This window comes from Archangium violaceum Cb vi76, from assembly GCF_000733295.1.
GTDB lineage: Bacteria > Myxococcota > Myxococcia > Myxococcales > Myxococcaceae > Archangium > Archangium violaceum.
In genome coordinates, this window is record NZ_JPMI01000035.1 from 1 (window position 1) to 15924 (window position 15924).

Consider the following 15924-nt stretch of genomic DNA (forward strand, 5'->3'; position numbering starts at 1 on the left):
CGTGGCGTCCCCATCCCGGGTCGCCATGAGGGGCACCTGCTGCTGCGGAGACAGGGGCGCGAGGGACTGCGCGAGCTTCCACGCGTTGTCGCGCGCCTCATCCATGGAGAAGCCCACCAGCTTGAGCTCGAGCTCCGGCGCCAGGTGAGTGAGGATGTCGAAGACGAATGACTCGCTCTGCAGCTCCTTCTCCACGATGGGCGTGAGCGTGGCGAGCACGGTGTTGATCTTGTCGAAGTCTCCCTTGAGCGGGGCCAGCTCGGAGCCGGGACAGGTGCGTGCGGCGGCGACGCCGAGATCCAGGGTGATGTGGGCATTCATCCCGAGCAGCAGGTGCTGGAGGACGATGAGATTGGGATTGGACGCGGCGGTGAAGGCGTGGAGCCAGGAGCGGCTGGGCAGCTCGCCCGTGCGGAACTGGGCATAGGCCGTCAGATAGCGATTGGCGAAGGTCACATCGAGCCGCTCCATGCGCTGCCCGTCGTCGAACTGGTTCTTCTGGATGCCGTCGCGCACGGCCAGGGTCACGCGGTTGTAGAGCGCCGCGAAGTAGCCGAGGCGATCCCCGGTGGCGACGCACTCATCGATGATGGTCTCGAGCTGGGAGATGACCCCATTGATGTTCTGGGCGGGGGTGGGGATGAACGTCGGCATGTCAGGGCTCCAGGGCAGGGCTCATCCCCGGGGTGGGGACCCCAGGGCAGCTCCGTGAGCCTAGCGCCTCGAGTCGCTTCCGGATTTCACTTTTTGTGAAATCCACGATCACCCGGAGGGAGGAAATAAATCCGCACGAGGTCGGGTTGACAGGGCCGCTCGCTGTCTTAAGTGCAGACGGCGTTTGGAACAAAACCGTTCGTTTCATGGGGTGAGGCCGTGACTCAACCAATGATCCGGATCGAAGGACTGACCAAGAGCTACGGAGCCACGCAGGCGCTGCGTGGGGTCAGCTTCGAAGTCCCCCGAGGACAGGTGGTGGGGTTCCTCGGGCCCAATGGGGCCGGCAAATCCACCACGATGAAGATACTCGCCGGTTTTGTCACGCCGACCTCCGGCACGGCGAGTGTCAATGGCATCGACGTCACTGTCGATCCGGTCGCGTCCCGGCGATTGATCGGGTACCTGCCGGAGAACAATCCCCTCTACGAGGAGATGATGGTCCGGGACTTCCTGGACTTCGTCGCCGAGGTGCGGGGCATCCCCAAGGCCAGACGCGCCGAGCGGATACGCAGTGCCGTGGAGCGCTGTGGTCTTCGCGCGGTGCTGGGCAAGGACATCCACCAGCTCTCGAAGGGTTACCGGCAGCGCGTGGGCCTGGCACAGGCCATCGTGCACGACCCGGATCTGCTCATCCTGGACGAGCCGACCACGGGCCTGGATCCCAACCAGATCGTGGAGATCCGGAGCCTCATCAAGGAGCTGGGGAAGGAAAAGACGGTCATCCTCAGCACGCACATCCTCAGCGAGGTGCAGAGCACGTGCAGCCGGGTGCTCATCATCAACGATGGGCGGCTGGTCGCGGACGACGCGCCGGAGCGGCTGGGGGAGCGCGAGGGTGGCACGGTCACCGTCGTGCTCGCGTCGCGGACGGGGGCTTCGCTGCATCCGGAGGCGATCCGCTCGACGCTGGCGGGCGTGGCCGGTGTCACGGGCGTGGAGCAGACCGAGGGGGAGGGGAGCGGAACGCTGGGCTTCCGGCTGCGCTACGGCGCCGAGGACATCCGCCGCTCGCTCTTCGAGGCCGCCGTGCGCCATGACCTCTGTCTGCTCGAGGTGAAGCGGCAGCACGTCAGTCTGGAAGAGACGTTCCGCAAGCTCACGGGTGGCGAGGGTCCGCGTGGCCCTCGGGAGCCTCAGGTGCCGCCGTTGGCGGCCTGAGCCCCATCCCAGACAATCGACATCACGAGGTAGAGAATGGGAACGACACTGGCCGTCGCCAGGCGTGAGTTCAGGAGTTTCTTCAACTCTCCCGTCGCGTACATCGTCATCGGCGTGTTCCTGGTCGTGGCGGGGTGGTTGTATTTCAGTACCGTCTTCGTCGCCGGGCAGGCCTCGCTGCGGGCGTTCTTCGGCATCGCCCCGGTGCTGTTCGTCGTCTTCGCTCCGGCGGTGACGATGCGGCTGCTGGCCGAGGAGCGCAAGAGCGGCACGTTGGAGCTGCTCCTCAGCATGCCCATGAGGGACTGGGAGCTGGTGGCGGGCAAGTTCGTCGCGGCGCTGGGCATGGTCGCGGTGGGCCTGCTGTGGACGCTGCCCTATCCGCTCACCGTGGCGAGCCTCACCGCCGAGGGCGCCCGGTTCGACTGGGGGCCCGTGGTGATGGGCTACCTGGGGCTGCTGCTCATGGCCTCCAGCTTCCTGGCGCTGGGGCTCTGGGCGAGCGCCCTCAGTCGCAACCAGATCGTCGGCTTCATCATCGGGCTGTTGCTGTGCTTCGCCTTCTACTTCATCGACAAGTTCGCGATGGTGTTGCCGGAGTCGATCGGTGAGCTGCTCCAGTACCTCTCGGCCGACTACCACTTCACGAACATCGCGCGGGGCGTGCTGGATACGCGCGATCTCCTCTTCTACCTGTCGCTCACGGCCGTGGGGCTGGCGCTGACCACGCGCACCCTGGGCAACGTCCGTCAGTGAGGTTGACGATGAAACCCGGTTCCTCCAATGCGAACATCTTCCTGGCGGCGATCGTCGGCTGCCTGGTGCTGATCAACATCCTGGCCGTGCGCACGTTCGGCCGCTTCGATGCGACCCGAGACGGGCTCTATACGCTGGCCCAGGTCTCCAAGGACACCCTGGCGGGGCTCGAGGATCCCGTCACCGTCACGGCGTACTTCACCGAGGATCTCCCGCCTCCGTACTCGGGCAACGCGCGCTACGTGCGTGACCTGCTCGAGGAGTTCCGCGCCGCCTCCAAGGGCCGGCTCTCCTTCGAGTTCCTGGACCCCATGAGCCAGGAGACGGCCGAGGACCAGGAGACGAAGCGCGAGACGAAGCGTGACATCTTCGGCCGCGTCTTCCGGGAGCCGACCTCCGTGGAGCGCGAGCTGGCGCAGGACGGCGTCCAGCCCGTGGAGATCCGCGTCATCGAGGATGACCAGATGCAGACGAAGCGCGCCTACATGGGCATCGTCATCAAGCATCAGGAGAAGAAGGAGGTCATCCCTGTCGTCCAGGACATCCGGACGCTCGAGTACGATCTCACCACGCTGGTGCGCAAGCTGACGCGCCCGAAGACGCCGGTGCTCGGGGTGGTGCAGGGACACGACGCACCCTCGCTGCACGAGAAGCTCACCCGGCTGCAAACGCTGCTCAGCCAGCTGTACGAGGTCCGCCCGGTGGACCTGTCCGGCAAGGAGCGCGTGGACGCGGACGTGGACGCGCTGCTCGTCATCGGCCCGAAGACGGCGTTCCAGAACAACGAGCTGAAGGCCATCGACCAGTTCGTGATGGAGGGCAAGAGCGTGGCGTTCTTCCTCGACGCCCTCCAGGTGGACCTGAAGACCTTCGCGCCGAGCGAGGCCACGCATGGGCTCGGGCCCCTGCTGGAGACGTGGGGCATCAAGCTCGGGGACAAGCTGGTGGCGGATGTCGAGTCGGCCCAGCTGAGCGTCCAGGAGCGCCGCGCCTTCATGGTCGTCTCGATGCCGGTGCCGTACCCCTTCATCCCGTTGATCGAGCGCTTCGAGGGCGACAGCCCCATCACCCAGGGCCTCGCCGGCGTCTCCCTGCCATTCAGCACGGCCGTCACCGCCACCGCGCCCGAGGGCGCCCAGGCCACGGTGCTCGCGAAGTCCTCGCGCAAGAGCTGGCTGGAGAACAAGCCCTACAACATCGATCCGCGGCGCGACTGGCGCGAGGAGACCATCACGCCAGACGGTCCGCACCCGCTCATGGTGCAGGTGAGCGGGAAGCTCAAGAGCCACTTCGCGGCGGAGGCTCAGACGAGCACCTCCAACGGGACGCCCGTGCTCGCGGAGAGCAAGGGCGAGCCGCGGGTCATCGTGGCGGGCGGCTCGGCGGCACTGTGGGACGACTTCATGGGCCGGCCCAACCAGGCGCTGCTCCTGAACGTGGCGGACTGGCTGCTGCTGGATCCCGCGCTCCTGGCGATGCGCACCCGCGGCATGGCCGAGGCGCCCCTCCAGCCGGAGCTGAGCGCCACCACGCGCAACACCGTGAAGTTTGGCAATGCCTTCGGGATTCCCCTCGCGCTCGCCGTCTTCGGGCTCGTCCGCTGGCGGATGCGGGAGTCGCGTCGGGCCACTGTCACCGTTTGAAGCGGAGCTGAGGAAGAGCCATGAAGAAAGGAACCCTCATCGCCCTTGGCGCGTTCGCCGTGCTGCTCGTGCTGGTGCTCGCCACCCGGGAGCGGAACGTCAGCGTGGGAGTCCGCAAGCTGGAGCTGCCGAAGCTGGACAAGGCCCAGGTCACGGCGCTCGAGCTCTCGGGGGCTCGCAATGTCACCCTCCGCAAGGAGGGGGAAGGCTGGACCGTGGTGGACCCGGGCAAGCCGGACACGAAGTACCCGGCGGATGAGCGCCTGGTGACCGCCGTGGTCGAGGCGCTCGGAGAGGTGAAGAACCCGGACTTCGTCACCGACCGCGCCGAGCGGCTCGCGGAGTACGAGCTGGATGATGCGAAGGGGCTGAAGCTCGAGGTCAGCCAGGGCGGCGGTACGGCCGTGGAGCTGGTGCTCGGCAAGGGCGCCCGGAACGGCGGCGTGTACCTGCGCGAGGCGGGCAGCAACGACGTCTTCGCGCACCGGGGCCGGCTGGACTGGACCGTGCGCAAGGAGCTCGAGGACTGGCGCAGGCGTCAGCTCGTGACGCTCGAGGCGGAGAAGCTCTCCCAGCTCGTCCTCCGCTCGAAGGACGGGGAGAGCGTGACCCTGAAGAAGACCCCGGACGGGTGGGGCCTCGCGGAGGGGACACAGACGCCCGCGGGTTTCCGGTTCAGCTCGCAGGCAGCCGAGCAGCTCGCTCAGCAACTGGCGAGCCTGACCGCGCAGGACTTCCTGGAGGGAGAGGCCGCGGCGGACGCGGCCACGGGGCTCGGCGAGGCGCACGACAGCGTGGAGGCTCAGCTCGAGGACGGCAAGAAGGTGGTGGTGCACCTGGGCCGGCAGCCCGAGGCGAAGGAGGGATCGGCCACCGTCGCGGCCCGGGTCGAGGGAGACGCGCAGGTGTACCAGCTCCCTCAGTACACCGCGTCGCAGCTGCGCAAGCGCCTGGTGGACTTCCGGGACACGAGCCTCTTCGGTTTCGAGCCCCTGAAGGTGACGAAGCTGAAGGTCCAGGCCGGTGGCAGGACGACCGTGGCGGTGAAGGAGGGCGCGAGTTGGAAGCTCACCGAGCCCACGAAGCTCCCGGACGGCTTCGAGTTCGAACCCTCGCAGGTGGACGCACAGCTCGCCTGGCTGCGGAGCCTGCGCGGAAACCGCCTCGTCGAGGGCCAGGTCACGGACGCACAGGCGGGGCTCGCTTCACCGGCCACGCTCGTGGAGGTGACCGTGGACGGCGGGCTCGTGCAGACGCTGCGGCTGGGTAGGGAGGCGCCGGGAGCGGCGAACGGCACGAAGGAGCTGTACGCCCGGACGACGCTCGACTCGCTCACCTACGCCGTGGGGGAGGGCGTGCGGAACCGGTTGGCCCAGGGCGTCGAGTTCTTCAAGCGCCACCCGCAGCCGAACTTCGCCGGGGGCGGGCAGCTCCAGGGCCTCGAGTCGCTCCCGCCCGAGGTGAGGCGGCAGTTGGAGGCACAGCTGCGCGCGAACACCGGACACCCCTGAGCCCTCCCGGGGAGGCTCTGGCCGCGAGGATGAGCAACTGGTCCGATTGGGTGCAGGATCCACCGCCACCTGGCAGTTACCCGTGCGGCTCAAGCTCATCCGCCGGGCTTGTCCCGCTTGCTGCCTCTCCGTCTATCGACAGCGGCGCGCTCCGTTCGTGGCCGGCTGCGCTGGGTTGGCGGTGCGGTGCGGGGTTCTTCTGAGGGCCCTGCTCCATCCTCGGCAGGGTCCAGGGCCCAAGTGCCCTCTTCCCATCGCTTCAAGGCTTCGGAAGCTCCGAACGGAACCAACCCTTGCCCTTTTGCTGCCTTTTCCAAGACTGCTTTTGCCTCTGCCGTCCGATGGCGAAGCAGGAACACGGCGGCCATTACCCGCACGTCCATGCGAGGATGTGAGAACAACACCGCGAGCGCATCGCGCCCGACATCTCCGTGAGAGCGGAGCTGCATGAAAGCGGCCAGCGCTTTTTTTGCATGTTTGTTTCCGGCCCTCGCGTCTCCCTTGAAAATCTCCTCATTCTGAGCCTGTACGTGATGAGCAAACTCTTCAACGAGCTTTTCGAGACTCTTCACCATATCCCACTCTGTACGTTCTTGATTGCAAGCAATCCAAACGCCCGCTGCGCCTCGTAAGACTGACTGCTCAGCCATCCCCGAACGGTCAATGTAGATGAGCCGGCAATATCGTATCGAATCGAGGAGTAGAGGCGGCTCACATTGGTGTGAAGAGTCTTGTCGAGCGCAATGATGTTCTCGGTGTTTTGAAGTGCGTTATCCCCGAACCGCTTCACGTTGCCTTTGGTCTGTTCTACGAGGTGATGCCATTCCTTTCCGGAGCCCGCCGTTCCCATGGCTGACTTGAAGCCACCAAACGACCGCCAGGGCGAGCGCGAGGCTTCGCTTGTCGTCATCCTGAATGAGGGGCCCATCTTCAAACAGCGTCAGGCAATCCCCTGGAGTGCCGCACCGCTCGCAAAAATGCCCATAGGATTTGGCCAGGTCTGATTGCCATGCTTCGCCACACAAGGGCGCGGCAGCCAACGCCAGCCTACGGCCGACATACAACGGGGGGCGAGACGCAGCCACCCGAAGCGGCATGTTGAGCCAAAGCGTTGTCATGGCTGCCGAAAGCTCGGCGTCGCTCACCTGCACCGGCACGAAGTCCGTGGGTAGCTTGGCAAAGAAAGCTTCTACCTCCTGGCTCCCGTCCTCGGCTTCAGCTTCCAGAGCCCACGATTCGAACGAGTCGTGCGGCACGGGTGGACGGAAGCGGGAAGTCGCCAACCCTCCACCCATGGGGGCCCCCGTGGCGCACGCTGTAACCAGCATCAGCGCCGCCAGGGCCAGCGCACCCGCGCGCAGGGGCCACCGTGTGTCCACGGGGCGAGTATCGACAGTATGTCTAGACATTGCAGCACCTCTCCGGGCGAACCGCCCGAGGTGGAAGCCTGAACTCGCGCGCTCCCCAAGGTGACGTTCCCGCCGAGCGAAGGCTCCGGCGAGGCCGGCCACCATGGACTTCCAACCAGGTAGTTACGGCTTCAAGGCGCCGGGGTGCCCTGGAGTTGCCCCGTCTTGATGAGCAGGCGTTCGAGGTCGGCGCGAAGCGGCTCGGCGTGGCTCGCACCCGCGGAGACCGCCTCGGCGAGTGCCGAGATCGCCGCTTTGAGATCCCGTTGGCCGGTCAGGCGGGCGCCGCGGACATGCGCTGCTTCTCCGGGCCCGTCCGCGCCCCGAACGGGAATCTCCGATTGTCCCACGGAGCGGATCGCCTGCAGCAGCTCTCGCTGCTGTGACAGGGGGAAGACATTGCCGCGAGGCGTGGCGTACTCGAGGTAGAGGTTGTCGTCCGTCGAGACGAACCCCGAGGGCCGCCCCGAGTCCAGATACCGCTGGATGTACGCCTCGACGCCCTGCTCGCTGAGCAAGGCCTCGCCGGCGAGCATCATGAAATCGCCGGCCGGGATGTTGTTCGCGGCGAAGGTCCCCCGAAGCCTGTCCGACAACGCGCGAACGCGTGCGTAATCGATCACGATGGGCTCGCGCGAGGCGATGATCTGTCCTTGCCGCCCGCCATAGAAGAGCGCGACGTGCGGCAGCTCCTGGCGGACGGTCTGGAGGATGACCGCCAGGTCTCGAGGGGTCATGTGATGCAGCTGCACCCACTGCTGGAGCAACCCCTTCGGCTTCAGACGGTCCTTCACCAACGCGTAGAACTCGCGGTTGTAGAGGTCCGCTTCGCCGGCGATCCAGATGCTGGAGACCTCGATGGTGATCAGGTCATACTGCTGCTGACTGAGCATCAGCATGTTCCGCCCGTCGGCGTAATGAACCTGAACGCGCGGCGAATCGAGGGTTCCCTTGTTCACCTCCCGGAAGTGCTCACGGGCGGCGCGCAGGATGTCCGGAGACAGCTCGGCGGCATCGATATGCTGGAAGGGTGATGCGGCGAGCACGGCGACCGAGGTGCCAGTGCCCACGCCAATGAGCAGGGCCCGCTCGAAGCTGTCCTCGAACAGCAACGGAATCTGCGAGAACCGGACCTGCGCCACCATCTCGCCGCCGTTGTTGCCCTGGAACTTGCCGTTGCTGAGGAGCACCTTGCGCGGGGGGGCCTCGCTGTATTGCACCACGGTCGTCATTCCCGATTGAACGCTCTCGGCGGCGTACAGCAGCTTGCCCCCCTGGAAGTACTGCGAGAGGAAGTAGACGTTTTCTCCGGACGTGAGCCGCAACATGTCCCAGCCGGGAAGCGCGAACCCAACCACCATCACCGCCACCGTCGCCGCCATGAGTCTCGGACGGCCACGGAAGCAGAACAACGCGATGACGCAGCCCGCGGAGATCAGGAGGAGCAGCGTGCCCCTGCTCCCGAGGAACGGCAACACGCCGAACCCCGTCACCAATGAGCCGAGAACGGCGCCCGCGGTGTTGAGCGCCGTCATCCCACCCACCGCATGTCCGAGGTCCCGATTGGCGGCGGCGACGCGCAAGAGCAGGGGAAAGAAGATTCCCAACAGCAACGCCGGAGGGAGCAGGACGAGGGCGGCGGCCAGGAAACGCACCAGCTCGCGTCCGGCGAAGGTCGTCACGTGGGGGCCCACCGCCGAGAAGACCCCTGGAATCTTGTCCCACACCGGGAGCGTCGCCAGGACGGCCACCGACACCGAGAGCTGCACGTAGCCGATGTGACTCCACTCGACCGAGCGCAGCTTCATCCGGGAGATGATCGCCGACCCCAGCATCAGTCCGAGCAGGAACAGGGACAGCATCATGCCGAAGGCGTAGGCGCTGCTTCCGATGACCAGGCCGTTGAGCTGCGTCCAGACGACCTCGTACGCGAACACCGAGAACCCCGACCAGGCCGCCGCCGCCAGGAGCACCCGGTTCGCGATCGGTGGTTCCGAGGCCTCCTGCGCCTGAGGCGGCGCCTCGGGCCCGTCGCGCAAGAGAACGGCGAGCGCTCCCGCGAGCGCGCTGAAGGCGGCGCCGAGCCACAAGGTCTTCGACAGCCCGAGGTTCGGCAGCAGGAGATACGTCGCCGACAGCGAGCCGAGAAACGCGCCCAGGAGGTTCAAGGTGTAGAGCGTCGTCGTCGCCCGTGCCACCTCCGCCGCGCCGACGAGCTTCGAGACCGCGCGCGCCATGGCGGGAAGCGTGCCGCCCATCAGAAGGGTGGGGGGCAGTGCGAACAGCAGCGCCAGGACGAGGCGGAGCACGATCAGCCCGGTCGCGTGAGGGTCCGCGCCGCTGGCCATCCGCACGAACACGCTGGAGAGCACCCCCGTCAGCGCCGGGGTGAGGAGCGCGTACACGGCGATGCCGAGCTCGAGCACACCATAGAGGCGCAGCGGACGGGCCACCCGATCCGCGAGCGCGCCGAACAGCCGCGCACCCAAGGCGATGCCGCCCATGTAGGCGGCGAGCACCGTGGCGGACGCGAACGCCGTCACACCGAAGACGCGAGCGAACTCCCGGTGGAGCGCGACCTCATAGATGAGTCCGGCGATGCCCGAGAAGGTGTAGAGCGAGAACAACTGCAAGCGCGAGGTCGCCTTCATGCCGCCGCGACTGTAGCGTGCGCCACGGGGCGAACCAATGCCGCATTACGGGTACTTCCGTCGCTCTTCTCAGCACCCCGTGTCGAGCAGGGTGCTGCGGTAGACCGTGAGGTTCCCGGAGGGGGAAGCCACGAACGTGAGCCACGAACGGGGCGGCAGGGGCAGATCCACGCAACAGACGCGAATCGGCCGCGTGCGCGCGATGGACTCGAGGGCGTCCAGAACCTTCTCGAGCCGATCGCCACTGAAGGGGCAGTACAGGAAGAAGATCGACCCGATGGTGATGCGGCCGGTGAGCACCGCCGCATCGCCCTGGACCGGCGAGAAGCGCAACGCGCTCAGGCGCGTGGCGAGGTCACGTGAGGCGTGGACGAGCTCGGGCTGGATCTCGATGCCAATCGCCGAGGCCCCGGTCAGGAGGTGCACCAGCGCGGCGGCCCGCCCCACGCCCGAGCCCACGTCGACGAACACGTCGGACGCCTGCACCTCCGCGCACTCCACGATTCGAAGGAGCGCATCGACAGGGCAGGGGAGGTAGGGAACGCAGCCTGGCGGAAGCTCGGGGCCATCATCGGGAAACGAGTCGAGCCCCAGGACCTGGTCGAGCCAGGCATCCCGCTCGGAGGGAGGAACGCTCATCAAGGCCGTGCGGAACACGGCCGGGGTGGACTGCGCGTTCAAGAGCAGGGAGCGAATCCACTCGGCGCTCTCGCGGTGCGTTTCTTCCACGGGTACCAACGTACCGGACCTCTGGCGTCACGTCGAGCCCCGCTCTGGCACCGGGAGTGAAGTGTCAACCCCAGATGCGTGCGCCTCTGTCGGGGCAGGAGGGAGGGATTCCACCGGTGCCGCGACGACCGCCGACGCCGCCGCGCGCTGGAGCGGCCTTCGGTTCGACAGGTGCGACGCCACGGCGATGAGTGGCACCACCCCGGCGCCCACGAAGGGAACCAGCTGCAACAGCGAGAAGGCCAGCAACAAGCCGGCGCGAACGGCGCGTGCCACGAGCCGGTGCTTCCATCGCCCGTGCGCGGCCACCGCGTTGGCGCTGGAGAGACGCAGCACGCACAACCCCGCCACCAGCCCGATGATCGGCACCGCGCCGATGAGCGCGAGCGGGAGCAGAATCCGCAGCAACGCGCGATCCGCCGCCCGCAAGAACATCCGGATGTCGTCCGGAGCGGGAAAGGCCCTGGCGCCGCACCGCGCACAGCACGCATCGGGCCCGCCCGCTTCGAGTGGCTCGGCACAGGCACGGCAGCGGCAGCGGGCGAGCAGCGCGAAGACGTGGGCCTGCGTGTCCGCGGCCGGTGCGCGCGTGGTGCGGCCAATCATATCCAGTGCACTCGGATCGCGCGGCGCACCACAACCTGGGCAGCTCAGCGCCGCGCGATGTGTCGACGTGGCACAGGCAGGGCACGCGATACGCTCCGACTCCTCCCGCGCACGGAGGATGCGCCAGGCCCAGGTGACCAGCCCGATGATCGGCAGCACGGCGATGGTCGCGGCCGTCGGTGCGAAGGCGCACAGCGCAATCCCACCCATGACGAAGAGCATCTCTCCCGCATCCAGCACCAGGAGGACGCCCAGTTCATCCGCGCCCGGGATGGCTTCCAGCCCCTGGCGGATCCGCGTGCGCGCCCGCGCGAACGCGAGTGTCAGCGCGCCCATCGCGCCCACCACCAGGCCTCCGAGGATGAGCTCCGAGGTGGGACGCTCGGCCGAGGAGGCGAAAGCCCCCACCCGGTAGCCCGCGAAAACCATCCCGGACACCGTGGCTGTCGCGACGGCGGCGCGCCAGCGCCACGAGCTCGAGCGCGGCCACACCGCTTCGACGTGGTCCCACGCGAAACGCTGCACCAACGAGACGGCGAAGAGGGTTGCAATCACCACTTTCGCCAGGAACGTGGAATAGGGCGCGGCGTCCCGGCCACCCGCGCCCGCCTCGAATGAGCCGAGTGCCATGAGCAGAACGGCGACGGAGGAAGCCACCAGGGGTCGGCTCCCGAAGTACGGCACCGCGGCCAGGATCGCCAGGATACTTCCCACGCCATCTCCTCTCGCTTTGCCACTGGTCGACAGCGTGGAACCCACTTTGGAGCGCCGCGCTACCCGGGGTCAACAGCAGCTGATCGATCTTCATGTGGCGTCCAGCAATGGTCATGGGGGAACAATCATGCGGGACCGGATGACGCTGGCCGCGACCCGCCAGGTCATCCACACGCAGGGAGAAAATCATGCGCATTCTGTCCGTGTTGACGCTTCTGCTGCTCTCCACCCCGGCACTCGCGGAGGAAACCCGCGTGGTGGTGCGGGCCCGGGCCCGTGACGGCAAGTTCGTCGGTACCTCGATGGGGGGCGCCCAGGTGGTGCTCCGCGATGCCGAAACCGGTCAACTGCTCGCCCGGGGCGTCACCTCCGGCACCACGGGCGACACCCAGCGGCTGATGAAGCAGCCCTACTCCCGTGGCACGCAGCTCGCCGACGAGAAGAGCGCGAAGTTCGAGGCAACGCTCGCGCTCGACGAGCCCAGGCTGGTCACGGTGGAGGTGTCCGGCCCCGAAGCCCAGCGGCAGGCCCGCATCACCAGCTCCACCCAGGTCTGGGTGATTCCGGGCAAGCACCTCACTGGCGACGGCATCATCCTGGAGCTGCCGGGATTCGTGGTGGACGTGCTCGAACCCAGGGCCCACGAGTTCATCAGGCTCGAGGGCAAGCCTCGCAACGTCCCCATCCGCGCCAACCTCGTATTGATGTGCGGCTGCCCCACCGAGCCGGGGGGGCTCTGGGACTCCAGCAAGTACGAGCTCCGGGCCGTGGTGAAGCGCGACGGCAAGCCCGTGACCAGCGTGCTCCTCTCCTACGCGGGCAAGACGAGCGCCTATGAGGGCCAGCTTTCCGTCCAGGAGAAGGGGGCCTACGAAATCATCGTCACCGCGTACGATCCGAACACCGGCAACACCGGTGTGGACCGCACCTCGTTCGTCGTCGAGTAGCCGGAGGTCGTCACCCGCCTGGCGGCACGGGGATGCGGAACAATCTTCCCGTGCTGGTGCCGGCGAACAGGGCGGGAGGCTGCGTCGAGGCCGCCAGCGTGACGGCCCTGGCGCCATCGGGCAGTGGGATGCGCGGCATGCGCTCGCGTGTGAGCACGTTCATGCCGGTGAGCGCTCCGTCGTCGAGCCACCACAGGTGTTTGTCGTCCGTCCATGCGGCGGGAGATGCGCTGGGGGCCACCTCGAACTCCTGGCCACTCTCCCCATCGCAGACGGTGAGCGCGCCCGAGGAGGAGAGAGCCCAGGCGATGTAACGGCCATCCGGGGAGAACCGCGCGGGCTCCTTGGATGACAGCCGGTGCTGCTGCACCCCGGAGGCACACCGCCAGGGACCGGCCACTCCAGGGGGAGAGCGGCCGTCCCACTCCATCACGTCCCCGGCATGCACGTACCGCAAGGTGCCGGGCCGGGTTCCCGCCATGAACAGCTCGTCCCGCACTTTCTGCCAGTCCGGAACCGGCCCTCCACGGAGCGAGCCGTCGGCGTTGTACGCGCCGGAGGAGCCGCCGAACCAGCCGCTGCCGCTGGCCCAGGCGCCTCCAGTGAACTCCACCTCCGTCATCGCGATGGGTGCTCCCGAGACGCGGAAGATGACGAAGGGAGCCTCCGGGCCCAGTGGCAGGAAGACGAAGCCCGCCGTTCCGTCCGGGCTCAGCGCCAGCAGCCACAGGTCATTGCGCAAGCTGCCCCGCCAACTCCACACCTCCGCTCCCTCCGGCAGGTGCACCACGCGGTAGTCGAAGACCGCATCGGGTAGCGCCCACCGGGTGAAGAGCAGGGTGCCGTTGGCGGAGACCCGGAGCTGCTCCAGCCGGCCGTCCTGGAGGCCTCGCGGCGCGGGCAGCTCGAGCGGCTCCACCGGTGGGGAGGCGGCTGGGGCTCCCTCCGTCGCGGCGCCATGCCGGCAGTGGGTGAGCAGGGCCCCGGCCAACGCCAGGGCGGCAAGGGGCAGCGCTCTCACGGTCGGCTCCGGGGGTCTACTGGGCGTTCAGCGCCGCATCCAGGTAGTCCCTGCGCCGCTCGAAGCGATCCTGCGGGACGCCCCAGTCGCCGGTCATCCGGGTCTCGTCGGCGAGCAGGTCGCGCAGCCCCTGGAGATCATTGGCGACCATGAGGGGTTGAATCTCCTTGCGGGTGGCGGGCGTGTAATCGCCCCGGTAGATGAGGTCCACGGCGACGTCCTTGATGGCGGGGTCCAGGTTGTCCCAGTCGACGCTGCCGTACTTCGCGACCGTGTCGGGCTTGTTGGAGATGCGCTGCACCTCCGACTCGTAATGGTCGTACACCGTGCTGAACAGGTTCTTCTGCGCCAGGGGGGTGATCTCGATGGCCTTGACGTCCTCGCGGGCGACGAAGTCAGCGGCCTCCTGGCCGCTCAGGCCCGCGCCCTGGGCGAGGAGCTCGGCATCGGCCTGGGGCACGCCCGCGGCGGTCAGGTCGGAGATGACGGTCTCCGCCGAGCGATGCTTCATGTCGTAGCCGCGGCCGATGGTGGCTCCAGAGGCGCCTCCCGGCCAGTGGGCCTCGCGGCTGAAGTAGGCACCCCGCGTCTCGAGCCCCTCGGCATCGAACGTCAGTTGCCCCTCCGGGACGGTGAAGTCGTCGACGAAGGTCTGCGGCGTGGGGCTCAGCGGGGTGGCCTGGAGCAGCTCGGGCATCTCCGTGAAGGCCTTGGCCGCATCGAAGGGCGCCGTGGTGAGCCCCGCGTTGTTGATCGACGTGGGCGACATGAGGTTGGGCATCCCCGCGAGGTTCCTGGCGGGCTCGAACGTGCTCCGATCGAAGTTCACCGAGGGCTGCGTGGAGACGGCCTTCGCGGTGACGGCATTCGCGGTGACGGCGTCCGCTGCCGCCTTGCTGGAGGTCGAGGTCGAGGAGACGGAGTTCGAGGAAGAGCGAGAAGACGAACCGCCGACGGAATCAATGCCCATGGACCACCTTCTGGGGACGGGAGTGAGTATGGGTGGGTATCATACTCACCGTGTGGGTCCATGTCGACCGTCATCCGAGATGAAGGCCACGGTCCTGGCAGTGAGCCGAGCCCGGATTCGTCCCAGGTGACGCGTCCCGGTGGTGGCTGACGCGTCAATGACCGGGGCTGACGCGTCAATCGGGTGCCGCCGCCGCGGCTTCAATGCGAGCTCCAGAGGGAGCGCGGACTGACGCCCCCCTGGCATATCGGTTGCTTTGAGCCACGCCAGGCGGGACGAACTCCTCGCCATGAACCCGATGTCTGGGTTCAACGAAAACGAGCATCAGCGGTCTCGAATCCCAGTCACTCCACCTGCATTCGCAAGAAGGAGCTGTGAGCACATGGCCACCATCACTTTCCTGATCGATTCCACGAAGCTTCCCAAGGGCGGGTCCTCCATCAGCGCTCCGGTCGCCGTGGGCCATCCCCCGTTCATCCTGAACGGTAGCCCGCAGAACCCGGAGTACCAGGTGCCCGTCAAGGGCGGGGAGAAGGTCCTCATCTACACGGAGGAAGCGAATCATTCCCAGACCGTGAAGATCGCGCCCTGCGGCATCATCGCGCATACGTTCAAGGGGGAGAGCCTCAACCCCAGCACCATGAAGGACCCCGCGCAGCGGCCCATCGACGTCCCCAACTTCGACATGGACCCGGGTCCCTCGCCTGATTTCATCCAGTACCTCGCCGAGGATCCGCAGTGGGCGCAGTCCCCCGGTAACTGGCCGTACTGGGCCAACAATCCCTATATCTCGGACGACGTCCAGGCGAGCGTCACGCGGACCTACGTCCCGTACGTGACGTTCAACGGGAGCAGCCTCGTGAGCGGTCTGTTCCAGTACGGGTTGGTGTACGCGCTGACGAGGGATGGGAAGAGCGTCGAGTACTTCTACTTCGACCCCTTCCTCAACATCAACGCGTGAAGCTGAGCGCGCGGGCTGGATGCCATTGAGCGTGTCCGGGGGGATCACCCCCGGGCAGCGATGGACACTCGACAGGAGCGTCAGCACGCTGGCGGATACCCGCCAGCTCGTTTTGATGGTGAGTCTCTCCC

General features: G+C 67.2%; 13 protein-coding genes and 1 pseudogene. 6 read left to right on the forward strand and 8 right to left on the reverse strand.

Annotated features, from left to right (window positions below; genetic code table 11):
• Nucleotides 1-654 (reverse strand): DUF5995 family protein (locus Q664_RS06080; protein ID WP_052517735.1); only part of this gene is annotated, 654 nt, incomplete at its 3' end.
• 231 nt (nt 655-885) lie between these two features.
• Here Q664_RS06080 and Q664_RS06085 point away from each other — a divergent pair.
• From Q664_RS06085 to Q664_RS06100, 4 genes are read left to right on the forward strand one after another with little or no spacing between them, the layout of a single operon-like run.
• Nucleotides 886-1875, forward strand: coding sequence for an ATP-binding cassette domain-containing protein (locus Q664_RS06085; protein ID WP_052517736.1), 990 nt, complete (start codon nt 886-888; stop codon nt 1873-1875).
• Nucleotides 1876-1911: 36 nt separating this feature from the next.
• Entirely contained in the window at nt 1912-2631 is a 720-nt protein-coding gene (locus Q664_RS06090) for an ABC transporter permease subunit (RefSeq protein ID WP_043390842.1), read from the forward strand.
• 8 nt (nt 2632-2639) lie between these two features.
• Nucleotides 2640-4274, forward strand: coding sequence for a GldG family protein (locus Q664_RS06095; RefSeq protein WP_043390844.1), 1635 nt, complete (start codon nt 2640-2642; stop codon nt 4272-4274).
• A 20-nt stretch (nt 4275-4294) separates the two neighbouring features.
• On the forward strand, nt 4295-5785 hold the full coding sequence (locus Q664_RS06100) for a DUF4340 domain-containing protein (RefSeq protein ID WP_043390846.1): 1491 nt from the start codon (nt 4295-4297) through the stop codon (nt 5783-5785).
• A gap of 95 nt (nt 5786-5880) precedes the next feature.
• Here the strand turns inward: Q664_RS06100 and Q664_RS54575 are convergent, their stop codons facing one another.
• The 5 genes and pseudogenes from Q664_RS54575 to Q664_RS06115 all read right to left on the reverse strand — a co-directional run bounded on the left by Q664_RS54575 (nt 5881) and on the right by Q664_RS06115 (nt 11894).
• Nucleotides 5881-6360: a DUF2019 domain-containing protein gene (locus Q664_RS54575; protein WP_084609556.1), complete on the reverse strand. Its 480-nt coding sequence runs from the start codon at nt 6358-6360 to the stop codon at nt 5881-5883.
• Nucleotides 6354-6665 (reverse strand): annotated as a pseudogene (locus Q664_RS54580) (hypothetical protein); the annotation flags it as partial. The pseudogene Q664_RS54580 and the gene Q664_RS54575, both read right to left, overlap by 7 nt.
• 660 nt (nt 6666-7325) lie before the next feature.
• Nucleotides 7326-9845 (reverse strand): fused MFS/spermidine synthase, encoded by a 2520-nt coding sequence (locus Q664_RS06105; RefSeq protein WP_052517737.1) that lies wholly within the window; start codon nt 9843-9845, stop codon nt 7326-7328.
• Between the two features lie 69 nt (nt 9846-9914).
• On the reverse strand, nt 9915-10574 hold the full coding sequence (locus tag Q664_RS51655; protein WP_052517738.1) for a class I SAM-dependent methyltransferase: 660 nt from the start codon (nt 10572-10574) through the stop codon (nt 9915-9917).
• 27 nt (nt 10575-10601) lie between these two features.
• The gene (locus Q664_RS06115) at nt 10602-11894 is read right to left on the reverse strand and encodes a hypothetical protein (protein ID WP_043390848.1); all 1293 of its coding nucleotides are present in this window, start codon (nt 11892-11894) and stop codon (nt 10602-10604) included.
• A 188-nt stretch (nt 11895-12082) separates the two neighbouring features.
• Here Q664_RS06115 and Q664_RS06120 point away from each other — a divergent pair, with 188 nt between their 5' ends.
• On the forward strand, nt 12083-12841 hold the full coding sequence (locus Q664_RS06120) for a hypothetical protein (RefSeq protein ID WP_043390850.1): 759 nt from the start codon (nt 12083-12085) through the stop codon (nt 12839-12841).
• A gap of 10 nt (nt 12842-12851) precedes the next feature.
• Here Q664_RS06120 and Q664_RS06125 read toward each other — a convergent pair whose 3' ends face one another.
• The gene (locus tag Q664_RS06125; RefSeq protein ID WP_043390852.1) at nt 12852-13862 is read right to left on the reverse strand and encodes a hypothetical protein; all 1011 of its coding nucleotides are present in this window, start codon (nt 13860-13862) and stop codon (nt 12852-12854) included.
• A gap of 16 nt (nt 13863-13878) precedes the next feature.
• Nucleotides 13879-14832, reverse strand: coding sequence for a lysozyme family protein (locus Q664_RS06130; RefSeq protein ID WP_043390854.1), 954 nt, complete (start codon nt 14830-14832; stop codon nt 13879-13881).
• 382 nt (nt 14833-15214) lie between these two features.
• Between Q664_RS06130 and Q664_RS06135 the strand changes: the two genes are divergently transcribed.
• Nucleotides 15215-15793 (forward strand): hypothetical protein, encoded by a 579-nt coding sequence (locus Q664_RS06135; protein WP_043390856.1) that lies wholly within the window; start codon nt 15215-15217, stop codon nt 15791-15793.
• Nucleotides 15794-15924: the final 131 nt, after the last annotated feature.

Excerpts from the sequence above, each read along its gene's own strand:
- Q664_RS06100 (WP_043390846.1), top strand. The coding sequence starts at position 4,295 with ATGAAGAAAGGAACCCTCATCGCCCTTGGCGCGTTCGCCGTGCTGCTC.
- Q664_RS06130 (WP_043390854.1), bottom strand. The coding sequence starts at position 14,832 with ATGGGCATTGATTCCGTCGGCGGTTCGTCTTCTCGCTCTTCCTCGAAC.
- Q664_RS06120 (WP_043390850.1), top strand. The coding sequence starts at position 12,083 with ATGCGCATTCTGTCCGTGTTGACGCTTCTGCTGCTCTCCACCCCGGCA.
- Q664_RS06105 (WP_052517737.1), bottom strand. The coding sequence starts at position 9,845 with ATGAAGGCGACCTCGCGCTTGCAGTTGTTCTCGCTCTACACCTTCTCG.
- Q664_RS06085 (WP_052517736.1), top strand. The coding sequence starts at position 886 with ATGATCCGGATCGAAGGACTGACCAAGAGCTACGGAGCCACGCAGGCG.
- Q664_RS06090 (WP_043390842.1), top strand. The coding sequence starts at position 1,912 with ATGGGAACGACACTGGCCGTCGCCAGGCGTGAGTTCAGGAGTTTCTTC.
- Q664_RS06095 (WP_043390844.1), top strand. The coding sequence starts at position 2,640 with ATGAAACCCGGTTCCTCCAATGCGAACATCTTCCTGGCGGCGATCGTC.
- Q664_RS06135 (WP_043390856.1), top strand. The coding sequence starts at position 15,215 with ATGGCCACCATCACTTTCCTGATCGATTCCACGAAGCTTCCCAAGGGC.
- Q664_RS54575 (WP_084609556.1), bottom strand. The coding sequence starts at position 6,360 with ATGGTGAAGAGTCTCGAAAAGCTCGTTGAAGAGTTTGCTCATCACGTA.